This is a genomic window from Ekhidna sp. (assembly GCF_965221965.1).
Taxonomy (GTDB): Bacteria; Bacteroidota; Bacteroidia; order Cytophagales; family Cyclobacteriaceae; genus Ekhidna.
In genome coordinates this window covers 556,386-575,157 of the sequence record NZ_OZ244926.1, presented here as the reverse complement: position 1 = coordinate 575,157, position 18,772 = coordinate 556,386, and the positions used below count along the sequence as shown (strand labels likewise).

General features: G+C 42.5%; 17 protein-coding genes. 11 read left to right on the top strand and 6 right to left on the bottom strand.

The window, feature by feature from the left end; translation table 11 throughout:
- Window positions 1-2: 2 nt before the first annotated feature.
- A complete protein-coding gene (locus tag ACOQON_RS02860; RefSeq protein WP_420577410.1) occupies window positions 3-413 on the bottom strand; it encodes a hypothetical protein in 411 nt (136 codons plus the stop codon).
- 82 nt (window positions 414-495) lie between these two features.
- Between ACOQON_RS02860 and ACOQON_RS02855 the strand changes: the two genes are divergently transcribed.
- The gene (locus ACOQON_RS02855; protein ID WP_420577409.1) at window positions 496-1,260 is read left to right on the top strand and encodes a class I SAM-dependent methyltransferase; all 765 of its coding nucleotides are present in this window, start codon (window positions 496-498) and stop codon (window positions 1,258-1,260) included.
- Here ACOQON_RS02855 and ACOQON_RS02850 read toward each other — a convergent pair whose 3' ends face one another.
- The 4 genes from ACOQON_RS02850 to ACOQON_RS02835 all read right to left on the bottom strand — a co-directional run bounded on the left by ACOQON_RS02850 (window position 1,261) and on the right by ACOQON_RS02835 (window position 10,197).
- Window positions 1,261-2,052, bottom strand: a complete 792-nt coding sequence (locus ACOQON_RS02850) for a hypothetical protein (protein ID WP_420577408.1) — start codon at window positions 2,050-2,052, stop codon at window positions 1,261-1,263.
- 67 nt (window positions 2,053-2,119) lie between these two features.
- A complete protein-coding gene (locus ACOQON_RS02845) occupies window positions 2,120-5,797 on the bottom strand; it encodes a M1 family aminopeptidase (RefSeq protein WP_420577407.1) in 3,678 nt (1,225 codons plus the stop codon).
- Window positions 5,798-5,809: 12 nt separating this feature from the next.
- The gene (locus ACOQON_RS02840; RefSeq protein WP_420577406.1) at window positions 5,810-6,700 is read right to left on the bottom strand and encodes an ABC transporter ATP-binding protein; all 891 of its coding nucleotides are present in this window, start codon (window positions 6,698-6,700) and stop codon (window positions 5,810-5,812) included.
- Between the two features lie 137 nt (window positions 6,701-6,837).
- Window positions 6,838-10,197, bottom strand: coding sequence for a methylmalonyl-CoA mutase family protein (locus tag ACOQON_RS02835; RefSeq protein WP_420577405.1), 3,360 nt, complete (start codon window positions 10,195-10,197; stop codon window positions 6,838-6,840).
- Between the two features lie 313 nt (window positions 10,198-10,510).
- Between ACOQON_RS02835 and ACOQON_RS02830 the strand changes: the two genes are divergently transcribed.
- The 8 genes from ACOQON_RS02830 (at window position 10,511) to ACOQON_RS02795 (ending at window position 17,403) form a co-directional block, all read left to right on the top strand.
- A complete protein-coding gene (locus tag ACOQON_RS02830; protein WP_420577404.1) occupies window positions 10,511-12,334 on the top strand; it encodes an ATP-dependent nuclease in 1,824 nt (607 codons plus the stop codon).
- Window positions 12,335-12,574: 240 nt separating this feature from the next.
- Entirely contained in the window at window positions 12,575-12,955 is a 381-nt protein-coding gene (locus ACOQON_RS02825) for an endonuclease domain-containing protein (RefSeq protein WP_420577403.1), read from the top strand.
- Window positions 12,956-13,092: 137 nt separating this feature from the next.
- Window positions 13,093-13,764: a DUF2461 domain-containing protein gene (locus ACOQON_RS02820; RefSeq protein ID WP_420577402.1), complete on the top strand. Its 672-nt coding sequence runs from the start codon at window positions 13,093-13,095 to the stop codon at window positions 13,762-13,764.
- Window positions 13,765-13,838: 74 nt separating this feature from the next.
- Window positions 13,839-14,669: a helix-turn-helix domain-containing protein gene (locus tag ACOQON_RS02815; protein ID WP_420577401.1), complete on the top strand. Its 831-nt coding sequence runs from the start codon at window positions 13,839-13,841 to the stop codon at window positions 14,667-14,669.
- A 53-nt stretch (window positions 14,670-14,722) separates the two neighbouring features.
- Window positions 14,723-15,133, top strand: a complete 411-nt coding sequence (locus tag ACOQON_RS02810) for a DUF1761 domain-containing protein (protein WP_420577400.1) — start codon at window positions 14,723-14,725, stop codon at window positions 15,131-15,133.
- Window positions 15,134-15,153: 20 nt separating this feature from the next.
- Window positions 15,154-15,684: a DUF5655 domain-containing protein gene (locus ACOQON_RS02805; protein WP_420577399.1), complete on the top strand. Its 531-nt coding sequence runs from the start codon at window positions 15,154-15,156 to the stop codon at window positions 15,682-15,684.
- Window positions 15,685-15,830: 146 nt separating this feature from the next.
- Window positions 15,831-16,346, top strand: coding sequence for a uridine kinase family protein (locus ACOQON_RS02800; protein ID WP_420577398.1), 516 nt, complete (start codon window positions 15,831-15,833; stop codon window positions 16,344-16,346).
- A 34-nt stretch (window positions 16,347-16,380) separates the two neighbouring features.
- A complete protein-coding gene (locus ACOQON_RS02795; RefSeq protein ID WP_420577397.1) occupies window positions 16,381-17,403 on the top strand; it encodes a nucleoid-associated protein in 1,023 nt (340 codons plus the stop codon).
- 3 nt (window positions 17,404-17,406) lie between these two features.
- Here the strand turns inward: ACOQON_RS02795 and ACOQON_RS02790 are convergent, their stop codons facing one another.
- Window positions 17,407-17,952 carry a BLUF domain-containing protein gene (locus ACOQON_RS02790; protein ID WP_420577396.1) on the bottom strand — a complete coding sequence of 182 codons (546 nt, stop codon included), beginning with the start codon at window positions 17,950-17,952 and terminating at the stop codon, window positions 17,407-17,409.
- 112 nt (window positions 17,953-18,064) lie between these two features.
- Between ACOQON_RS02790 and ACOQON_RS02785 the strand changes: the two genes are divergently transcribed.
- Complete coding sequence (locus tag ACOQON_RS02785) at window positions 18,065-18,241, top strand: hypothetical protein (protein ID WP_420577395.1); 177 nt, start codon at window positions 18,065-18,067, stop codon at window positions 18,239-18,241.
- Between the two features lie 146 nt (window positions 18,242-18,387).
- Window positions 18,388-18,744, top strand: a complete 357-nt coding sequence (locus ACOQON_RS02780; RefSeq protein WP_420577394.1) for an STAS/SEC14 domain-containing protein — start codon at window positions 18,388-18,390, stop codon at window positions 18,742-18,744.
- Window positions 18,745-18,772: the final 28 nt, after the last annotated feature.

The window sequence follows — 18,772 nt, the reverse complement described above, 5'->3', positions numbered from 1 at the left end:
AATCAGCCCACCAAATCTCCACTCATCTTACGGCATTTTTTGATTTTACTATTCAGGATGAGTTTCCAAAAGGGTGATCGCGTCACTACTAATTTAGTCTTTACCCAGAGGTTATTCAAAAATTTCCCTGTCCATGTTTTACTTCCGGGTAGTGTAGTAGGCTCGACGATGTATTCAAAGCCCATCTTATGCGTTTCTTCCAACACACATGGATTGCCGTAGAGGATATTGTCAGCATTAGGTACATAAATAAGGTCGATCTTCTTCCGCTTTGGTTTGTTTGATCGTTTATTCGAATCCTTTCGCATCTCCAGATTCTCGGAGGGGAGTTCCTCCTCCACTGACTTTTCTTTCTGAGCCAGGCAACTCAGACTTAAGAATATGATCGATATAAAAGCCAGCAATCGCGACATGAAAACCAAAAATGAGAAATTTTCAGCAATGATTGCTGGTAGTGAGGTGAATAAATAACTTGCGGGGCAAAATTGACGGAACGTGAAGTTTTTAATCTCTTTTTTCCTTAGAAAAGTACCACGAAAGTACCTGCAACTCTTTAGCCATGTGGCATTAAGAGTTATAGCTGTTTTCTATCGTGGTAATAAAGTAGAATGCCCGGTGTGTGAATCGCGTTTCCGAAAGTTTTTGCCTTATGGAAGAAAATCAAGAAGTAATGCGCTGTGTCCAAAATGCCTGGCACTGGAACGCCATCGATTAATCTGGCTTTACCTTAAGCGTAAAACGGACTTCTTTACGAAAGAGGCTAAAATGCTGCACGTCGCTCCTGAGCTTTGTTTCATGAGTCGATTCGATGCGCTGGAAAACCTGGAATACATCACGGGAGACATTGAGTCTCCTCTGGCAAAGGTGAAAATGGATATCCATGATATACCGTTCGAGGACAACTCCATCGACATCATTTTTTGCAACCATGTATTAGAGCACGTGGATGATGACAGAAAAGCACTAAGCGAAATGAAACGGGTGCTCAAACCAGGAGGATGGGCCATTCTGCAGGTACCTTTCTTCTACCCGCTTCCTAAAACCACGTACGAGGATAAAACCATTGTCACTCCCCAAGAGCGTGAGAGAGCATTCGGCCAGGATGATCATGTACGAATGTATGGAGAGGACTATGGTGCCAGACTAGCTGAATCAGGGCTCAAAGTAGTAGAGGAGAGACTCATTGATGAGCTTAGTCCGGAAGAAAAGATCCGCTACGCTCTTCCCGACAAGGAAGTGATTTACAAAGTGGTCAAATAGCTAATTGAAGCTGTATTCCACTCCAAAGTATACTTCATAGATAAATTCATTGAGAGGGATAATTGGCTTATCATCCAAAAGAAAATTGGAAGTCATTTTTAATTTGAATTTATCGGTAAGGGCATTTTTGAATTCCAGTTGACCACTGAGTCGATTTCTAAAGGCATCTATCGCGCCATCCCTTCCAGACTGGAAATAAACAATCGCATTGACATTGATCGATTCTGTGAGCTTCACATCTGCACTTAGATAGGAATTGAGTTTCCAAAGCTCTTTGTTGATCTCCTGTTCCGGACCGTTCCATCGTTCATTTTCTCTGAAAATACCCACTCCGGCAAAAAGTGAGTTGCTCTTTTGCAGGATATTCCACCGCAGACCTCCTCCGTATAATACTCTCAACTCCATATTTCGCGATTCATCAAATTGTCCCTGAACAAAAAACTCGGGTGTCAGTGTCGCGGATCGCCTTAACACCTGTCGCAGGTGGGCAGATCCATTATAGATGAGTGGGCCTTCCCCTATTTTGAAATAGTTCAACCCACTAATGAGAATTGTTGCAGACTTTTCAGCGATATATACCAAATCCACATTGTTATTCACTCCCACATAAATATTCTGCTGATCTTCCGTAGAGCTTCGATTATTGATAGCAAAGGTGGCATCAACCACACCAGAGAAATAATTAGACGAGTCAGATGCCATGAACCCTTTGTCCACCTTCAGGATTTGACCTTGTGAAAGGAAAAGGGAAAAGAAGGATAAAAAGCCAAGTACTGCGCGCATCATTTTCATGCACGCAAAACTAGGAAGTGCATTTCATTGAAGACAAGAAAAAAGCGGCTCAAGGCCGCTTTTCAATTTATTCGGTTTCTTCCGCCGTTGGAGTCATCCGGTTGTCATTCGAAACCACATCAATCAACTTGTTATAAGGATCGATACCCACTGATGTTGGTTTTTCGTCAACAACCACCGTAATCTCATTATTGATTTGGTCAAATTTTCGTTTCTCCAGATAGAGCGGAACTTCCTGCTTCTTACCATCAACCTCTTTTTCTGTGAAAATTCCTACCTCGACCCAATCAGCCAACGGCAATGAATAGGTTGGTTTTCTGGCACCTTCCACCTGATAAGAAAGGCTATCCGCACCGTCGGGATCCGTAAACATTCTTTTTCCTTTTTCATCGGCGCGATACTTGGCCACAAGGGCATTCAACTTCACTTCATATTTACCATCAGGTAGCTCTCGGTAGGTAGCGTCTTTGACCTCATTATCATAAAGTGTAATGGTCTCAAACATGTCCCTCACCAGGTAATTGAGTGAATCCGGCACTGCCTCCTTCACAAACTCCAGGTACTCCAGTGAAGTCGTGTATGGAGGCTCCTGAAAGGCCACACTATCAATGTACCTGCTCATTGCAGCGTTGAACACCTCATCTCCCAGGTAATCACTCAGGGCATATAAAATCAGCGATCCTTTATTATAATGGATGTATTGCTGATTTTCATTAAATAGCAACGGCTTTTCTTTTAATCGCTCGAAGGAACGACCCTGAAGATAAGAATCCAATGCATCCTTTAGGAAGGATCGCATTTGCTCCTCTCCTCGCACTTTCTCCAACACCTTCAAACTGCTGTACTCAGACATGCTTTCTGACATCAGTGTGGCTCCCTGGACATTCGCACCGATCACCTGATGCGCCCACCATTGATGAGCTACTTCATGTGCCGTAACGCTAAATGGGTAATCGACTCCTTCAGGATCGTCATCATCCACTTTGGCAATAAACCCAATGCCTTCTGAGAATGGAATAGTGTTGGCGAATGACTGAGCGAAAGATCCGCTCGTTCGCGGAAACTCGATGATTCGGACCTGCTTATGCTGGTAAGGACTGAAGTTCTCTGTGTAATACTCAAGGGCCTGCTTGACTCCCTTGACCATTCGCCCCAGGTTATACTCATGTCCTTTGTGATAGTAAATTTCAATATTGATATCCTTCCATTGATCCTTTAATACCTCGTACCGAGCTGATTGGTATGCATAGAAATTGAGCATTTTGCTATCCATTTTGTAATGGAAGTATCGACGACCATCCTCTTCCCATTCGCGCTGAAGGTAACCGGGAGCTATGGCGATCTGATCAGATGAAGTGCTCACCAGAGTCTCAAAGTCGATCCAATCTGCGCTAGTTGATATGTATGTATTCCCGAGGGCAGTAGTATCATACGGAGATTTCATTCGCTCCTTTTCAGGGAGGTCGTATTTCTTACGTACTTCATTATCTGTCAATTCTCCCTGGCCGGAGTAACCAAACGTTGGAAAGATTCCATTATTCATGAATGTTCCGTTTTCACGAACAGGTGAGTTGGTACGCAACCATGTATTAGGTTCATTCCATACTTCAAAAGTGAACGTGATTGAATCACCGGGCATCATCGGTTTTTCCAGTACGTGAAAATCAAAGTTGTAAACCGTATCTTCAAGTACTCGCTTATTAGGCGCAGAAAATGCGAATTCACTCGGGTAGCTATTATGATTTAGCAATACCGAATCAATAACCTCTTCGGTTTTGTTTACCAGGACATAGGTTCCCTTTGCTTTAAAATCTCGTGTTTCCGGCATCAAATCCAGATCCACTTTTACGTCAACAATTCGAGGCTGAGCCATTGCTTCATACTTTGAATACAGTTTTTCCTGCTCCACTCGCTGAAGCTCCCCTTCTTTTTGAGAGGTGTACTCGTTCTCAACATTGTTTTCATACCAAATGAGGTACCCCAGACCAAGAAACAGGATAAGCAATGAAAAGAATGCCACCTGTAAAGGTCTTGTGAAAGATTGAAATCCCACCTTCAATCGGTTTTTATAAGATGATGGCACTCCCCGCTTCCAAAAAGCAATGGCAAATACGTAAAGTGCTGCTCCCAGCAACAACCAATAAACCTTATAAATCAGGTATGGACGTAGGGAGCTCCCATAACCATTCATCGGTGAATAGCTTGTTCCGGGCCCTTGATTGTATTTGAAAATGGACTGCTCGATACCAATCGAATCGAGAAACCCGATCCCAATGGCCAAACCGAGCGTCACAAAAAATCCTATCAGATAGTTTGGAATGAGCGTGTGAATGAAGATCGCGAGCAAACTCCAAACTACGATACTCCAAATACGGATAAAATAGAGATCCTTTAAATACAGGTTGATTTCAAAGTCATAGAAGCCTGCATAGGTCTGAATCAGCATACCAGCTATCATGATCAACAAGAGGAGTACAGCCTGTACTTTCAATAGCGCCAAAAACTTTGAAAACAGCATGGTCCAGTTTGGCACAGGCGTAACATCTACCATCTGATCGATCTTCGATAAGCGATGACGATGGATCAGCATGCCTGAATACAGGTATGTTATCGGTAAGATCGCCAACGTGGTAAACACATTTCCGGCGATATCGAGCATTTGCCAGGTCACCGGATAGGTAGTGGTGCCCCATATTTGCTGCCCCACCGCCAATGTAGTGGTCAATATCAAAAGACCTATCAGGGAAATGATAATGAAAGGCCAGCTTTTAACCACAAAAAGGAAATCACTGTTAGATAGTGTCCAGGCCGTTTTAATTCGATTAATAAAACTGTAATCAAACGTCACCTTAGGGAGGTTAATGCGGACCATGCTACCAAAGTTGTTTTTGGTTGATCGCACACCTGCTTTCTTCTTAAATGAAAACGCCAGTGGGTTGTGAGAAAATTTAAAAACGGAGAAAACTCCGAAATAAACCAAGAGCCCCAATCCTCCCCAGATCAACCGATTATAAATGATATAACCTTCAAATGGGAGAAAGTTTTCGTTTTGCTCGGCCACTGTCCAGTATTCGGTATAATAGCTGCTTGCACCTGCACCGAATGGATCCAGCAATGCACCCAACTCCTTATCATCCATGTTCCCAATGATCGTTTCTGCCACTCCCTGAAGTAGAAATAACGCAAGAATGGCCACAAAACCGGACGCTACATTTCTCGAAAATGTAACTACTCCAAAAACGATCGCACTAAAAAAGATCAGGTTCGGAATGACATAGATCAGATAAGGCTGGATGTAATTAAACAAATTGAAAGGACCTGACAACTCGGGGTTTGTACCCGGCAGGTAGCCTCCAACCATCGCACCCAGTGCCACCGAAAGCAATACCAAAATGGTAATCACCAGCCCACTTAAATACTTTGCAAACAGGTAACTCGATTTAGTGAAAGGAAACGAATACAGCACATTGCTGGTGTTCGTAGTGTAGTCTTTAGCAATCGTGCCACCCACAATGGACGGAATCAGGAAAAACCCAATAATGGTAAATCCATTGATGAAGTTATTTAAAGAAAAAGCTGAGTTGATATAGGCGATCGAACTCCTGGTGACGGTAACCGAATCGAATAGCCCGGCACTGGATGCCATCGCCAAAGTGGCAATTGCAAAAAGTGAACCGACGTAGATATAAAACAGTGGATTCTTAACCCAGTATTTTATTTCAAATGAAAATATCTTAAAAAACATACGACGGCTGATTTAGGCTACTGAAACTTCTTTGTCCTGTCCAAGTGTAGTGAAGTAGACATCCTCCAGGTTGGCATCTACTGATTGAAATCCATCTCCCGGATTTGCATCTGCCATCACTCGAATGTTCACCGTGTTGTCGTCATTGAAACTGGACGAAATGACATTGAATTTTGCCTCTTCAGCTTCGAGATCTTCCCGATCGATCACTTTCTTCCACATCTTACCAGCAAGTGATTTCACAGCCTCTTTAGGCGTTTGATGGGACAAGATTTTTCCTCCATTCAGGATCGCCATGTCCGTGCACAGTTCTTTCACATCATCCACGATGTGTGTAGAGAAAATCACGATGTTGTTTGTTCCGATTTCTCGTAGTACGTTAAGGAATCGCTGACGCTCTGTAGGATCCAAACCAGCGGTAGGCTCATCCACAATGATCAGCTTAGGGTCGTTTAATAGAAGCTGTGCAATCCCGAATCGTTGCTTCATTCCCCCGGAGTATTTAGCTACATGCTTCTTTCGAACGTCGTAAAGGTTGGTCACTTCCAACGCACTTTTTACAATAGCGTCGCGCTCTGCTTTAGTCGCCACACCCTTGAGCGTAGCAAAATATTCCAATAGAGCCTCTGCAGACATCTTACCATATACACCGAACTCCTGGGGAAGGTAGCCCAGACGCTTTCTGAACTCCATCTGGTTTTGATGTACATCCATGTCATCCAGATGGATAGTGCCAGTATCCGGCGTTTGAAGGGTAGCAATGGTCCGCATTAAAGAAGATTTTCCAGCGCCGTTTGGCCCAAGAAGTCCGAACATACCTGATGAGATTTCGAGTGATACATCATCAAGTGCTTTTACCCCGTTTTTGTAGGTTTTTGAAAGGTTAGAGATTTTCAGCTTCATCTTTAAGTTTAGATTTATTGTGATTAGTGCACCGCAACTTAAAAAACTTACAGGTACCGAGAAGAAAAAATTGGTAAGCGAATAAAAAAGCCCCGCGAATGGCGAGGCTTTGATTATATATTATAGTTAATTGCTTCTTACATATTACGCCTATATTGTCCGCCTACCTCAAACATGGCATGCGTGATCTGACCCAAAGAGCAGTACTTCGTTGCTTCCATCAGTGTAGCAAACGTATTTTCATTCTTCAATGCAGTTTCCTGCAGTGCATTAAGCATCTCCTCTGCTTTCTCTTCATTCCCTTCCTTCAACGCATTGAGATTCGTGATCTGCTGCTCTTTCTCGTCCTTGGTTGCGCGGATCACCTCATCAGGGATGATGGTAGGTGAGCCTTTGGATGAAAGGAAGGTATTCACGCCAATGATCGGTAGCTCGCCGGTGTGCTTCTTGGTTTCGTAATACAAGGACTCTTCCTGGATCTTGCCACGCTGATACATGCTTTCCATTGCACCCAACACACCGCCACGCTCAGTGATTCGGTCGAACTCCATCATTACCGCCTCCTCAACTAAGTCCGTCAGCTCTTCAGTAATGAACGATCCCTGCATCGGATTTTCATTCTTCGCCAATCCAAGCTCTTTGTTGATGATCAGCTGGATCGCCATGGCACGACGAACCGACCCTTCGGTAGGCGTAGTGATCGCCTCATCATATGCATTCGTATGCAGTGAGTTACAATTGTCATAGATCGCATAAAGCGCCTGCAAGGTGGTTCGGATATCATTGAAATCGATCTCCTGTGCGTGAAGGGAACGACCGGACGTCTGAATATGGTACTTCAGCTTTTGTGCTCGCTCATTTGCTCCATATTTCAGCTTCATCGCCTTGGACCAGATTCTTCGAGCCACACGCCCAATCACTGCATATTCCGCATCAACTCCATTCGAAAAGAAGAACGAAAGGTTCGGAGCAAATGCATTGATGTCCATGCCTCGAGACAAGTAATACTCCACAAATGTGAACCCGTTTGCTAGCGTAAATGCCAGCTGCGTAATTGGATTGGCTCCTGCCTCGGCAATGTGATAACCTGAAATAGAAACAGAGTAGAAATTCCTTACCTGATTATCGATGAAGTATTGCTGCACATCCCCCATCAACCTCAAAGAGAACTCCGTAGAGAAAATGCAGGTGTTCTGTGCCTGATCTTCTTTCAGAATATCCGCCTGCACCGTGCCTCTTACAGATGAAAGTGCTTTCACCTTCATTTCCTGGTACACATCGGCAGGCAATACCTGGTCACCGGTTACACCCAGCAACATCAATCCAAGTCCGTTGTGACCTACTGGTAAATCACCTTTATAAGTAGGCCGAGCTACTCCACGGTCTTTATAGATTTTCTCAATTTTCTTCTCTACTTCTTTTTCCAGCCCATTCTCCTTGATGTACTTCTCACACTGCTGGTCAATTGCCGCATTCATGAAGAAAGCGCAGATCGTCGCAGCAGGACCATTGATTGTCATGGATACAGAAGTAGTTGGATCACACAGGTCAAATCCTGAGTATAATTTCTTCGCATCGTCCAGGCAGCAGATGCTTACCCCAGAGTTACCGATCTTTCCGTAAATGTCCGGACGGTAATCCGGGTCTTCTCCGTAGAGCGTTACCGAATCAAATGCAGTGGAAAGTCTTGCTGCAGGAAGTCCATGCGATACGTAGTGGAAGCGCTTGTTGGTACGCTCTGGTCCACCTTCGCCGGCAAACATTCGTGTCGGATCTTCGCCTTTTCGCTTGAATGGGAACACCCCAGCGGTGAATGGAAACTCACCCGGTACGTTTTCTTGTAAACTCCAATGCAGGATATCGCCCCAACCTTCGTATTTCGGCAGAGATACCTTAGGCACTTTCGTGTGTGAAAGGGTTTCGGTGGTCGTTTCCACTTTGATTTCCTTGCCACGCACTTCGTAGGTGTATTCATCACCTTCGTAGTTGGCTTTCTTCGCATCCCACTCTTCCAGAAGCTTTAAGTTGTGCGGATCAAGATCCAGCTTCAATTCTTCTTTGGCTTTATCGATGGCCGCTAGAGCGTCTTTCTGGTCTTTCAAGATTTCACCTGATTTCTCCAGACTGTATAGTTTCTGTGCTACTTCTTTCTGCTCCAAGGCTTTCTCATTGTAGCCACGAATGGTTTCGGTGATCTCAGAAAGATATCGAGTTCTTTTCGGTGGGATGATGAATACTTTTTCGCTCATCTCATCCGTGCTGGCAAACGAAGACTTCAGGTCTGCGCCGGTTTTCTCGGCGATGAGGTTCATCAGCGACAAGTACAGCTTATTCATGCCCGGATCATTGAACTGTGATGCGATGGTGCCAAATACCGGCAGATCTTCTTCTTTCGCATCCCACAGCTGATGGTTACGCTGGTATTGCTTTTTCACATCCCTGAGTGCATCCAGTGCGCCACGCTTATCGAACTTGTTAAGCGCGATCATGTCTGCAAAGTCCAGCATGTCGATTTTCTCCAACTGGGTAGCCGCACCATATTCAGGCGTCATCACATAAAGCGATGCATCTGAGTGGTCTGTGATTTCTGTATCCGACTGACCGATCCCGGAAGTTTCCAGAATGATCAGGTCAAACCCAGCTGCTTTCACTATGTCAATCGCGTCCTGCACATATTTGGATAGTGCCAGGTTGGATTGACGGGTAGCCAGTGATCGCATGTATACACGCTCATTGAAAATGGCGTTCATACGAATACGGTCTCCGAGCAATGCACCACCTGTCTTTCGCTTGGACGGATCGACGGAGATTACCGCAATGTTTTTGTCTTTAAAGTCTACGAGGAAGCGACGAACCAGTTCATCTACCAACGAAGACTTACCTGCTCCACCTGTTCCGGTGATACCCAATACTGGAGTGTTTGCTGCCTGCTTTCGTAGAGCTTCCATCTCTTCCCGGTTTTGGTCCGGGTAGTTTTCAGCAGCCGAGATGACCCTTGCGATCGCTGCATGATCGTTGGTGTTGATTTTCTTCACCTGTCCGTTCAGGTTTTCACCTACGGCAAAGTCACTTTGCTTTACCAGATCGTTGATCATGCCCTGAAGCCCCATGGAGCGTCCATCATCCGGTGAGTAGATACGTGTGATGCCGTGCTTGTGCAGTTCTTCGATTTCTTCCGGAAGGATGGTTCCTCCTCCACCACCAAAGATCTTGATGTCTGCACCACGCTCTTTTAGCAGGTCATACATGTATTTGAAGTACTCCACGTGCCCGCCCTGATAGGACGTGATGGCAATGGCCTGTGCATCTTCCTGGATGGCACAGTCTACGATCTCCTGCACGGAGCGGTTGTGGCCCAAGTGGATCACCTCACAGCCGGTAGACTGGATGATTCGTCGCATGATGTTGATCGCTGCATCGTGCCCGTCAAACAGGGATGCTGCCGTTACGATCCGAATGTGATTCTTGGGTTTGTATATCTCTACTGCCTGGGTCATGTCGCTTCAAAATTTTGGGTCAACAAATTTACTGAAAATGAAGGTGATTTGGAGAGATTTGGTTCAAACGCTGAATTAGTTAAATATCGTTTGGGTATAAAGAATGAATGGTAGGGTTTTGTTTGGAGGGAATGAGGAATGAGATGCACGAATTAGGATTGGAGATTGGATAAGATCTAAAGTCTCAAAATTGCAAACGGGAGATAGCATGTTGCAGTATTTATATATAAAATTGAAAATTTCAATGAATAAATCCGTTATTTATATTTATTTAAGCAACTAATCCCTATTTTGAAATGATTATTATATCATTATGAGATTTGAAAAGTTTGAAATAAAAAATTTTAAGGGGATTGATCAGATAGAAATCGAATTTGACAAATCTCCAAAGGCCAATGTGTTTACCCTTGTAGGACTAAATGAAAGTGGGAAAACCACAATCTTAGAAGCAATAAATTTTTTTAGTCCAAGTAATGCTGGGCTAAGTGCATTAGAACTACCAGGAACTAAAGTCGAAGACTTTAATAATTTAATTCCAATTGGAAAGAGAGACAATTTTAATGGCCGAATTGAACTAATTGTCAAACTAGCTCTTGAAGATGAAGATTTTAAAAAAATTGAAAAATTCGCCAAGGAAGAAACTCAGTTTAGGAAACTATTGAAGTTAAGTCATTTGTCTTATTTTAGATATTACAATTTTAAGGACTCTAAATTCACGGAATCGGATCACAGGTGGACAGGTTGGCATGGTGTGCATAAGGATAATAAAAAAGATGAGTTCATCAATATTAGTTCGGAGGCATACGAAGATGATAACCTTGCACTCTCAGGGTTTTGTAAAAAACTTATCCCGAGTATTCTCTACTTTCCCAACTTTCTATTTGACTTCCCTGCTAGGATTAAACTAGAATCCGATGAAGAATTGTCAGAAAAAGATAAATTCTATTTGGAACTCATTCAGGATATCCTTTTTTCTCTTAAAAATGACACAAACATTAAGGATCATATAATTGAGAGATCTAAGAGTGATGAAAAAAATGATAAGCGCAACCTTGACTCCTTGCTAAAAAAAATGAACAGGAAAGTGACTGAGGTAGTATTCGATGCTTGGAACAAAATATTTAATAGGCAAATTGATGATACAGAGGTTGTTATCAAATGTGAGTCTGACTCAGACAACACATATTTAGAATTTGAGATTGAGGGGCCGGATGGAATCTATCAAATCAATGAAAGATCTCTTGGTTTTCGATGGTTTTTTACATTTCTACTATTCACACAATTTAGACCCTACAGAAAAGATTCACCAAAGAACGTAATGTTTCTTTTTGATGAGCCTGCTTCTAATCTTCATTCTTCAGCTCAGCAAGAATTACTGAAAAGCTTTGAAAAGTTGATGGAGGATTGCAAGATAATTTATACAACACACAGTCATCATCTAATCAATCCTAATTGGTTAGAAAGTACTTATGTAGTCAAAAATGAGGGGCTAGATCTGGAAACACTTGAGAATTATAGTAGTCGACAAACCACAATTAATATAACCCCATATAGAGAGTTTGTTTCTAAAAATCCTTCGAGCAGTGCTTATTTTCAGCCTGTCCTTGATGTTCTTGAATATGTTCCAAGTAAACTAGAAAATATACCATCATGCGTTTTTCTTGAAGGAAAGAATGACTACTATACTTTAGAATATTTCAGAAAAATTATATTAAAGAATGTAAAAGACTTAAATCTAGCTCCAAGTACAGGGTCTGGTAATCTCGATCAGTTGATCAGTTTGTATTTAGGTTGGGGTAGACAGTTTATTGTTTTACTAGATTCTGACAAGTCAGGAACAAAAGAAAAAAAGAGGTATTTAGATAAATTTGGGAGTTACGTAGGCGATCGCATCTTCACCTTAGAAGACATAAACAAATCTTGGAATGGCCATAGCTTGGAAAAGTTAATTGACCAGAAAGACAGACTTCAATTCCAAAAATTGTCTTACCCATCCACCACCAAGTTCAATAAAACCCATTTTAATAGAACAATCCAAGAAATGCTAATCAAGAAGAGAAAGTATTCTTTTTCGAAGGAAACTGCTTCTAATTTCAAAAAAATGCTAGATTTTATGACTTTAAAATTGGATTCCTAACCTATGCCGTAGGTGAATAATAAAGTAGCATTAAAGCAAGCTCTAGTGTAAGCATCTGCTTGTGCTTTTTGTGTGCGTACTAATCCCCCTAGCCCCCTTTATGAAAGGGGGAATACACCCAATTGTAAATCGGTGGAAATCCCCCTTTTTAAAGGGGGTGACTTGGTTTTTCAAACCAAGTTGGGGGATTCGACGAAGCACAGACGAGGGAATTCGACACAACGTTTCTATTTTTACTTCATGTACTACCTGCCGTACAACAAAAATCTAAAGCAGTTTTCTCGAGACCTACGAAACAACAGCACACTTGGTGAAGTCCTGCTATGGCAGGAGCTTAGAGCAGGCTCCATCAAGGGCTATAAATTCAATCGGCAGAAACCACTCGACCACTACATCGTTGATTTCTATTGCAAGAAGCTGAACCTCGTAATTGAAGTAGATGGCAGCAGTCATTATCATGAAGAAGCGCGAATGCAGGATCAGGCCAGGCAAGAGGTGCTGGAAGCGATGAGTTTATCCTTCCTTCGGTTTGACGATCTGGATGTAAAGCAAAACACGGCTTTTGTGTTGGGAGAGATATATCGGTTTGTTGAGGAGTGGGAGAAAAACAAGGGCGTATAGTAAATCCCCCTGGCCCCCTTACTAAGGGGGAATACTTCTAATCTTAATTCGAATAAAGTAAAGAATCCCCTTTTCTAAGGGGGTGGCTTGATTTAAATCAAGCAGGGGGATTTGTAATCCTTCCCTAGCTTTACCTCATGCAAACCACTCTCTCCTTCCTCTCCGACCTCTCACGAAACAATAACCGAGACTGGTTTCAGGCTAATAAGGTGGCATATGAAGCTGCCCATGAAGAGATGATCTCATTCGCCGATCAGTTGCTGAGTGAGATGAATAAACATGATGTCATTGAAACACCAAGTGGAAAGAAAAGCCTGTACCGCATTTATCGGGATGTGCGTTTCTCAAAAAACAAGACACCCTACAAAACGCATTGGGCAGGGCGCATGCGACGAGCGGGGGCGGAACGACGCGGTGGCTATTATTACAAGATTGGCCTTAAGGAATCCAATGCGGTGGGCGGCTTCTTTGGTCCCAATGCCAAAGACCTGCTGCATTTCAGAAATCAAATCGCACTGGATGCTGACCCTTTGCGGTCGATTCTCGAATCCAAATCCTTTAAAACCACTTTTGGTGAATTAAGAGGAGAACAGTTGAAGACAGCCCCCAAAGGGTTTGAAAAGGATCATCCGGAAATTGACCTACTTCGATACAAGCAGTACTTCATCCGACATGATTTTACGCGAGAACAGGTTATGGATGCTGATTTTCCTAAAACCCTCTCTGAGACCTTTAGAAAAATGCGACCGTTTCTAGATTGCATGACCGAAATGATCACCACGGATTTGAACGGAATTCCATTGGTGTAGAACTCCTATTACTCGGATAAGGGTTTGACTGAAGTTGCTATTTTTATGGATTAGCCACATCATTAAAATCAAACATGCAATTCGAAACCCATCAAATTCCAGAGACTCTTTCTCCATATATCGAGGCAATCTTTCATATAAAAAACTTTATGCCCGACCATTCCATTGAGCGGGTGGTGCCCACGGGACATATCTTTATCATTTTCGAGTTGGACGGATTCACCAGAAAGACATTTGACAATGAAACGCTGATACCCCAGGCCGAATATCAAAAGGTCTGGATTTCAGGATCACACAAAAATTACCTTTCCATTTCTGCTCACGAAAACTCCGAGATGCTTGTCATCCAGTTTAAACCATTCGGAGCACATCCATTCCTTCACTTTCCGCTGGAAAAAATAAACAATCAAGTAGTACAAGGTGAAGAGTTGCTTGGGGATGAACTGATAAACCTACGTCAGGAATTACTGGAGCATGAAACCTCTGCTAAGAAATTTACTGCCGCCGAATCCTGGCTCATGAGTCGGTTTGATGAAAACAAAATACCTCCAAAAGCACTCCTTAACTTTTATGAATCCCTGGCACAAGCACCTGCAGCCAACTATAGCCAGATTGTGGATGATTACCCCAATACACAAAAGCATTTGATCAGCCAGTTTAAGAAGTATGTGGGATTGACACCTAAGTCTTCTCAAAGAATCTTACGTTTCAATGAAATCCTTCATAAAATCCACAACAAGGAAATGATCACCTGGGCGCAGGTAGCTTATCAATGTGGGTTTTCAGATCAGTCCTACTTCATTAAAGAATTCAAGCGTTTTTCCGGTTTTAACCCAGAGGAATTCATCAACCAGGCGTTTGACCAGGACGAACCAAACTTTTTCCCGCTGGACCGGAAAGGTTAATTTTTTACTATGAAGCCTGAAGTGCTGCCGCTAATCTTACTGAAAAAAGAAAAATGGATTTAGCAACAGCACTACAAAACATCAATTGGCTATCAGTTTTGATAGCTGCACTCTCTACTTTTTTAATCGGCGGCATCTGGTATGGGCCTCTTTTTGGCAAAGCCTGGATGGAGGCCTTCGGGTATACCGAAGAAGATCTAAAGAAACGAAGTGCCCTCAAAACATTCGGATTGTCACTCCTACTGGCATTTTTCGCTGCATTTATCTTAGCAATGTTTATCGGGCCGGAAGCAAATGCTATTTATGGCCTGATGGCTGGATTATTTGCCGGAATCGGCTGGGTGGCTACTTTCATAGGCATCTTGTATTTGTTTGAAATGCAATCTTTGAAAGTCTACCTGATCAATGCCGGATATTGTGTAATATCACTCACACTGATGGGGCTAATTTTAGGAAGCTGGTAATAACTAAAAAAGATAAAATCATGGAAAAAGGACTTTTAGAAAATACAGGAAAACCACTTGATCACTGGGTGAAGGTGGTGAAGGATTCCAAAATTGAAAAACATAAAGCAATCATTGACTTCCTCAAAGCTGAACATGGGTTTACGTACGGTTTTGCCAATTTCGTCGCAATGAAAGCGCGCAAAGCAGATGCCGCTTCACATGACCCGGATGACCTGTTAACCAATCAGTATTCAGGAAAGGAACACCTAAAGCCCATCTATGAAAAACTGGTGATGGAGATTTCGAAATTTGGAAGTGACATCACTCGTACACCTAAGAAAGACAGTGTGAGCATGATACGTAAAAAGCAATTCGCTTTAATCAAACCAGCTACAAAAACACGTATTGATTTAGGTCTAAAGCTGAAAGGAAAGCCAACCACCGAACGTCTGGGAGACTCAGGACCTTTTGGAACCATGTGCACACACAGAGTACAAATTGCTGAGGTAAATGAAGTAGATCAGGAACTACTGGGTTGGCTGAAAGAAGCATATGAGGGTGCTCAATAAAAAATCCCGGTCACTGAGACCGGGATTTCCTAAATAACTAACCTAACCTAATAACTGAATTATCATGTAAAAGGCCAGCAAACGGGACTTTACCCCTAATCCATTCATCTACATTAAGAGTGGATTAATCTAACTTTCGGTCCGTAATGGCATTTATCATTGGTATAGGAGGCGCTAGCCGATCGGGAAAGTCTACCCTAGCACAAAGACTAAAGGAAGAGCTTGCTCCCAACCGGGTGTTCTCACTGGATATGGACGAGTACGTATTTGATGAAAAGGATATCCCGCACATCAAGGGACATCCGGACTGGGAAGTGCCTGAGTCCATTGATTACAAATGGGTGGAACATACCATTCGGGAAAACAAATCCAAATATGATGTGATCATAGTAGAAGGTATTTTGGCTTTCGCCAATGCATCACTGAATGCCCAATATGATTTGACCGTTTTCATGGAGATATCTAAGAAAACCTACTTTGAGCGCAGGAGGCTGGAAACACGTTGGGGAAAAGACCCTGAGTGGTACCTGGAGTATGTGTGGGAAGCACATCTGAAATATGGTCAATATCCTGAAGCTGACTTTATTCTATCTGGCGAGTCTACTCTCAAGGATGCCGATTTGGCACCTATCATTCAAAAAATCCGGGCTACTCATCCCTAGCCTGTTTACCTTCGCGCTTTCAAAATGCATCATCATGATTGAATACAAAGGCGCATCCATTCAGGAATTGTTTTTCAAGAAAATCAAAGAAGAAGCGGAAGAGAATCCTCATTTGATTCAAAGCGAATTTTCTCCCGGTGAAGAAGAAACACTAAAGAACATCTTTCTTAAACCCTTTTCTGAAACCATCAACACCTATCAGTTTAAACATGATGTAGATCTGGAATTGAATGTATTGTTTCAGCTTTCTCGAAAAACACAGCGAGAGCAAACAATCAGCGAAACGCATGAAGGAATTGTGACTCATCTTCGAAACAGCTCCCGACATCCGAATATCAAGGAGGGAGATCTTTTCATCGTGCGGTTTAGTGACATCATGTATGGTAGTCAACCTGTAGACGGGTTGGGCATTTTCAAAGTGGAGAAAAAGGATGCCTTTATCGAAACACCTGACTGGACGAAAGAACCCACGCTACTTTTCAAAGAAGGAATTGGTGAGAAAAAGCTGGACAAAGCCTGTGTCATTCTTTTCACTGAGGAGCCATTCACGATTCTGGCTTATGACAACAACAGCAGCGAAGCAGTCTACTGGAAAAATGACTTTATCAACCTGGATTTCAAGCGGGATCACGTGAATGACACCAATCACTTTCTGCAAATGACCAAGTCTTACATTACTGATCAGATGCCGGAAGAGTTTGAGGTATCTAAGACAGATCAAATAGACCTGCTCAATAAATCCATCAAGTACTTCAAGGAAGCAGAGACTTTCGATAAAGGTGAGTTTGAGTTATCTGTTTTCGGACAAGAAGATGAGGCAATCAACTCATTTCGATTTTTTGATAAGCAGTACCAAAATGAAATGGATCTGGAGCTATCTGAAAACTTCAAGATTGCGGCTAATTCAGTGAAAAAGCAAGCGCGAATTTTCAAAAGCGTTTTAAAACTGGATAAAAATTTTCATGTCTACATCCACGGTAATCGCGAGCTGATAGAACGAGGAGAAGACTCAGACGGCAGAAAGTATTATAAGATTTATTACCAGAACGAATCCTAATTTTCAGGATACCAATAAAAACGTTTTCAGCACTCTCATACCTTCATCTTTGTAGGAGGAAAGATCACCATCCAACATTGACTTATAGAGTTGATGTTTTTCATCTACGGGATCAGTATGGAATTTAATGGTGGGTTCATTAACTGCTTTTCCTGCCATTTCCCATTCGCCAAAATACCGTTGCGATGCTGGCTCGCAAAATCGCATAATGGATCCTCCATGGCGATCATCTTTTTCAATCTTTTGATATAAGTTCATTACCACATCTTTTTCTCCTTCCAAAACCTGCAAAAAACGATCCTTGGTATGGATCAGAATACCGGTCACATTCAACCTTGCGTTATTCCTTCTGGAAGCTTTCAGGATCTCCTCAATGTCCTTTTCATCACATTTTGGTGAGCGTGCACTGGTGTAAACCAATCGATGAAGTTCCTTTACCGGTGGCTTTTCGTTTTTAGTGTATTCGCTTGCCATGGCCAGCATCATTCGAATAAGCCGCCCGTCGGCATCTTCGATTAAATCAATCAACTTAGATTTTGCATTTTCCATACTCCAATTGACCAACGAGCGCTTAAAATGTTTGATCACTCTTGATTAAAAATCAATTCATGCATTGACACTTATCAATTTTCTTTTAGCGGAAAATATCGAGCTTTATCCCATGAGCAAGAATAATCACAGTGGGAATGCCGTCTATGGACTAGGCTTCATAGGTGCAGTCATTTATTACATCTCCATAGCCACCAGTTTCTGGACCGGATTCGTTGGTTTTCTAAAAGCAATCGTATGGCCGGCATTTCTGGTGTATGAGGCACTTAAATTTCTGAATGGAGGCTGATCTGATCATTTGGAAGCATTTTGGTTAGTCAGCATTTAACCAGAGTTATTCAACGAAGATTTAACCTATGTTATCGGAAGTAGGTTAAGATGTTTTTGCATAATGCACCCTGATGTTAATTTTATAATAAACAACACTACCCTATTATGCCTGCATCTTTCATTGAACATAAAGGAAAAAAGATTCTTTTCATTGATTATCACGGACTCATAAAGAAAGAGGACATGATGAAAACACTGGATGAATCTATGGAGCTTTTCAAGGAACTGGACGAGAAAGCTCGAACTTTAATTGATATCACAGATGCTGCAGGCAGCAAAGAATGGATGGACGCATCCAAGAAACGAGGAAAATTAGTAAGCGATAAAGTGCACAAAAGTGCAATTGTCGGTGTTACCGGCATTAAGAAAGTGTTGCTCATGGGATACAATGCAGTAGCCGGAGGAAGGGTAAAGCCCTTTGACACCAAGGAGCAGGCACTCGACTATCTTTCTAGCGATTGACTTTCATTTGATTTTTTCTAATTGTCAT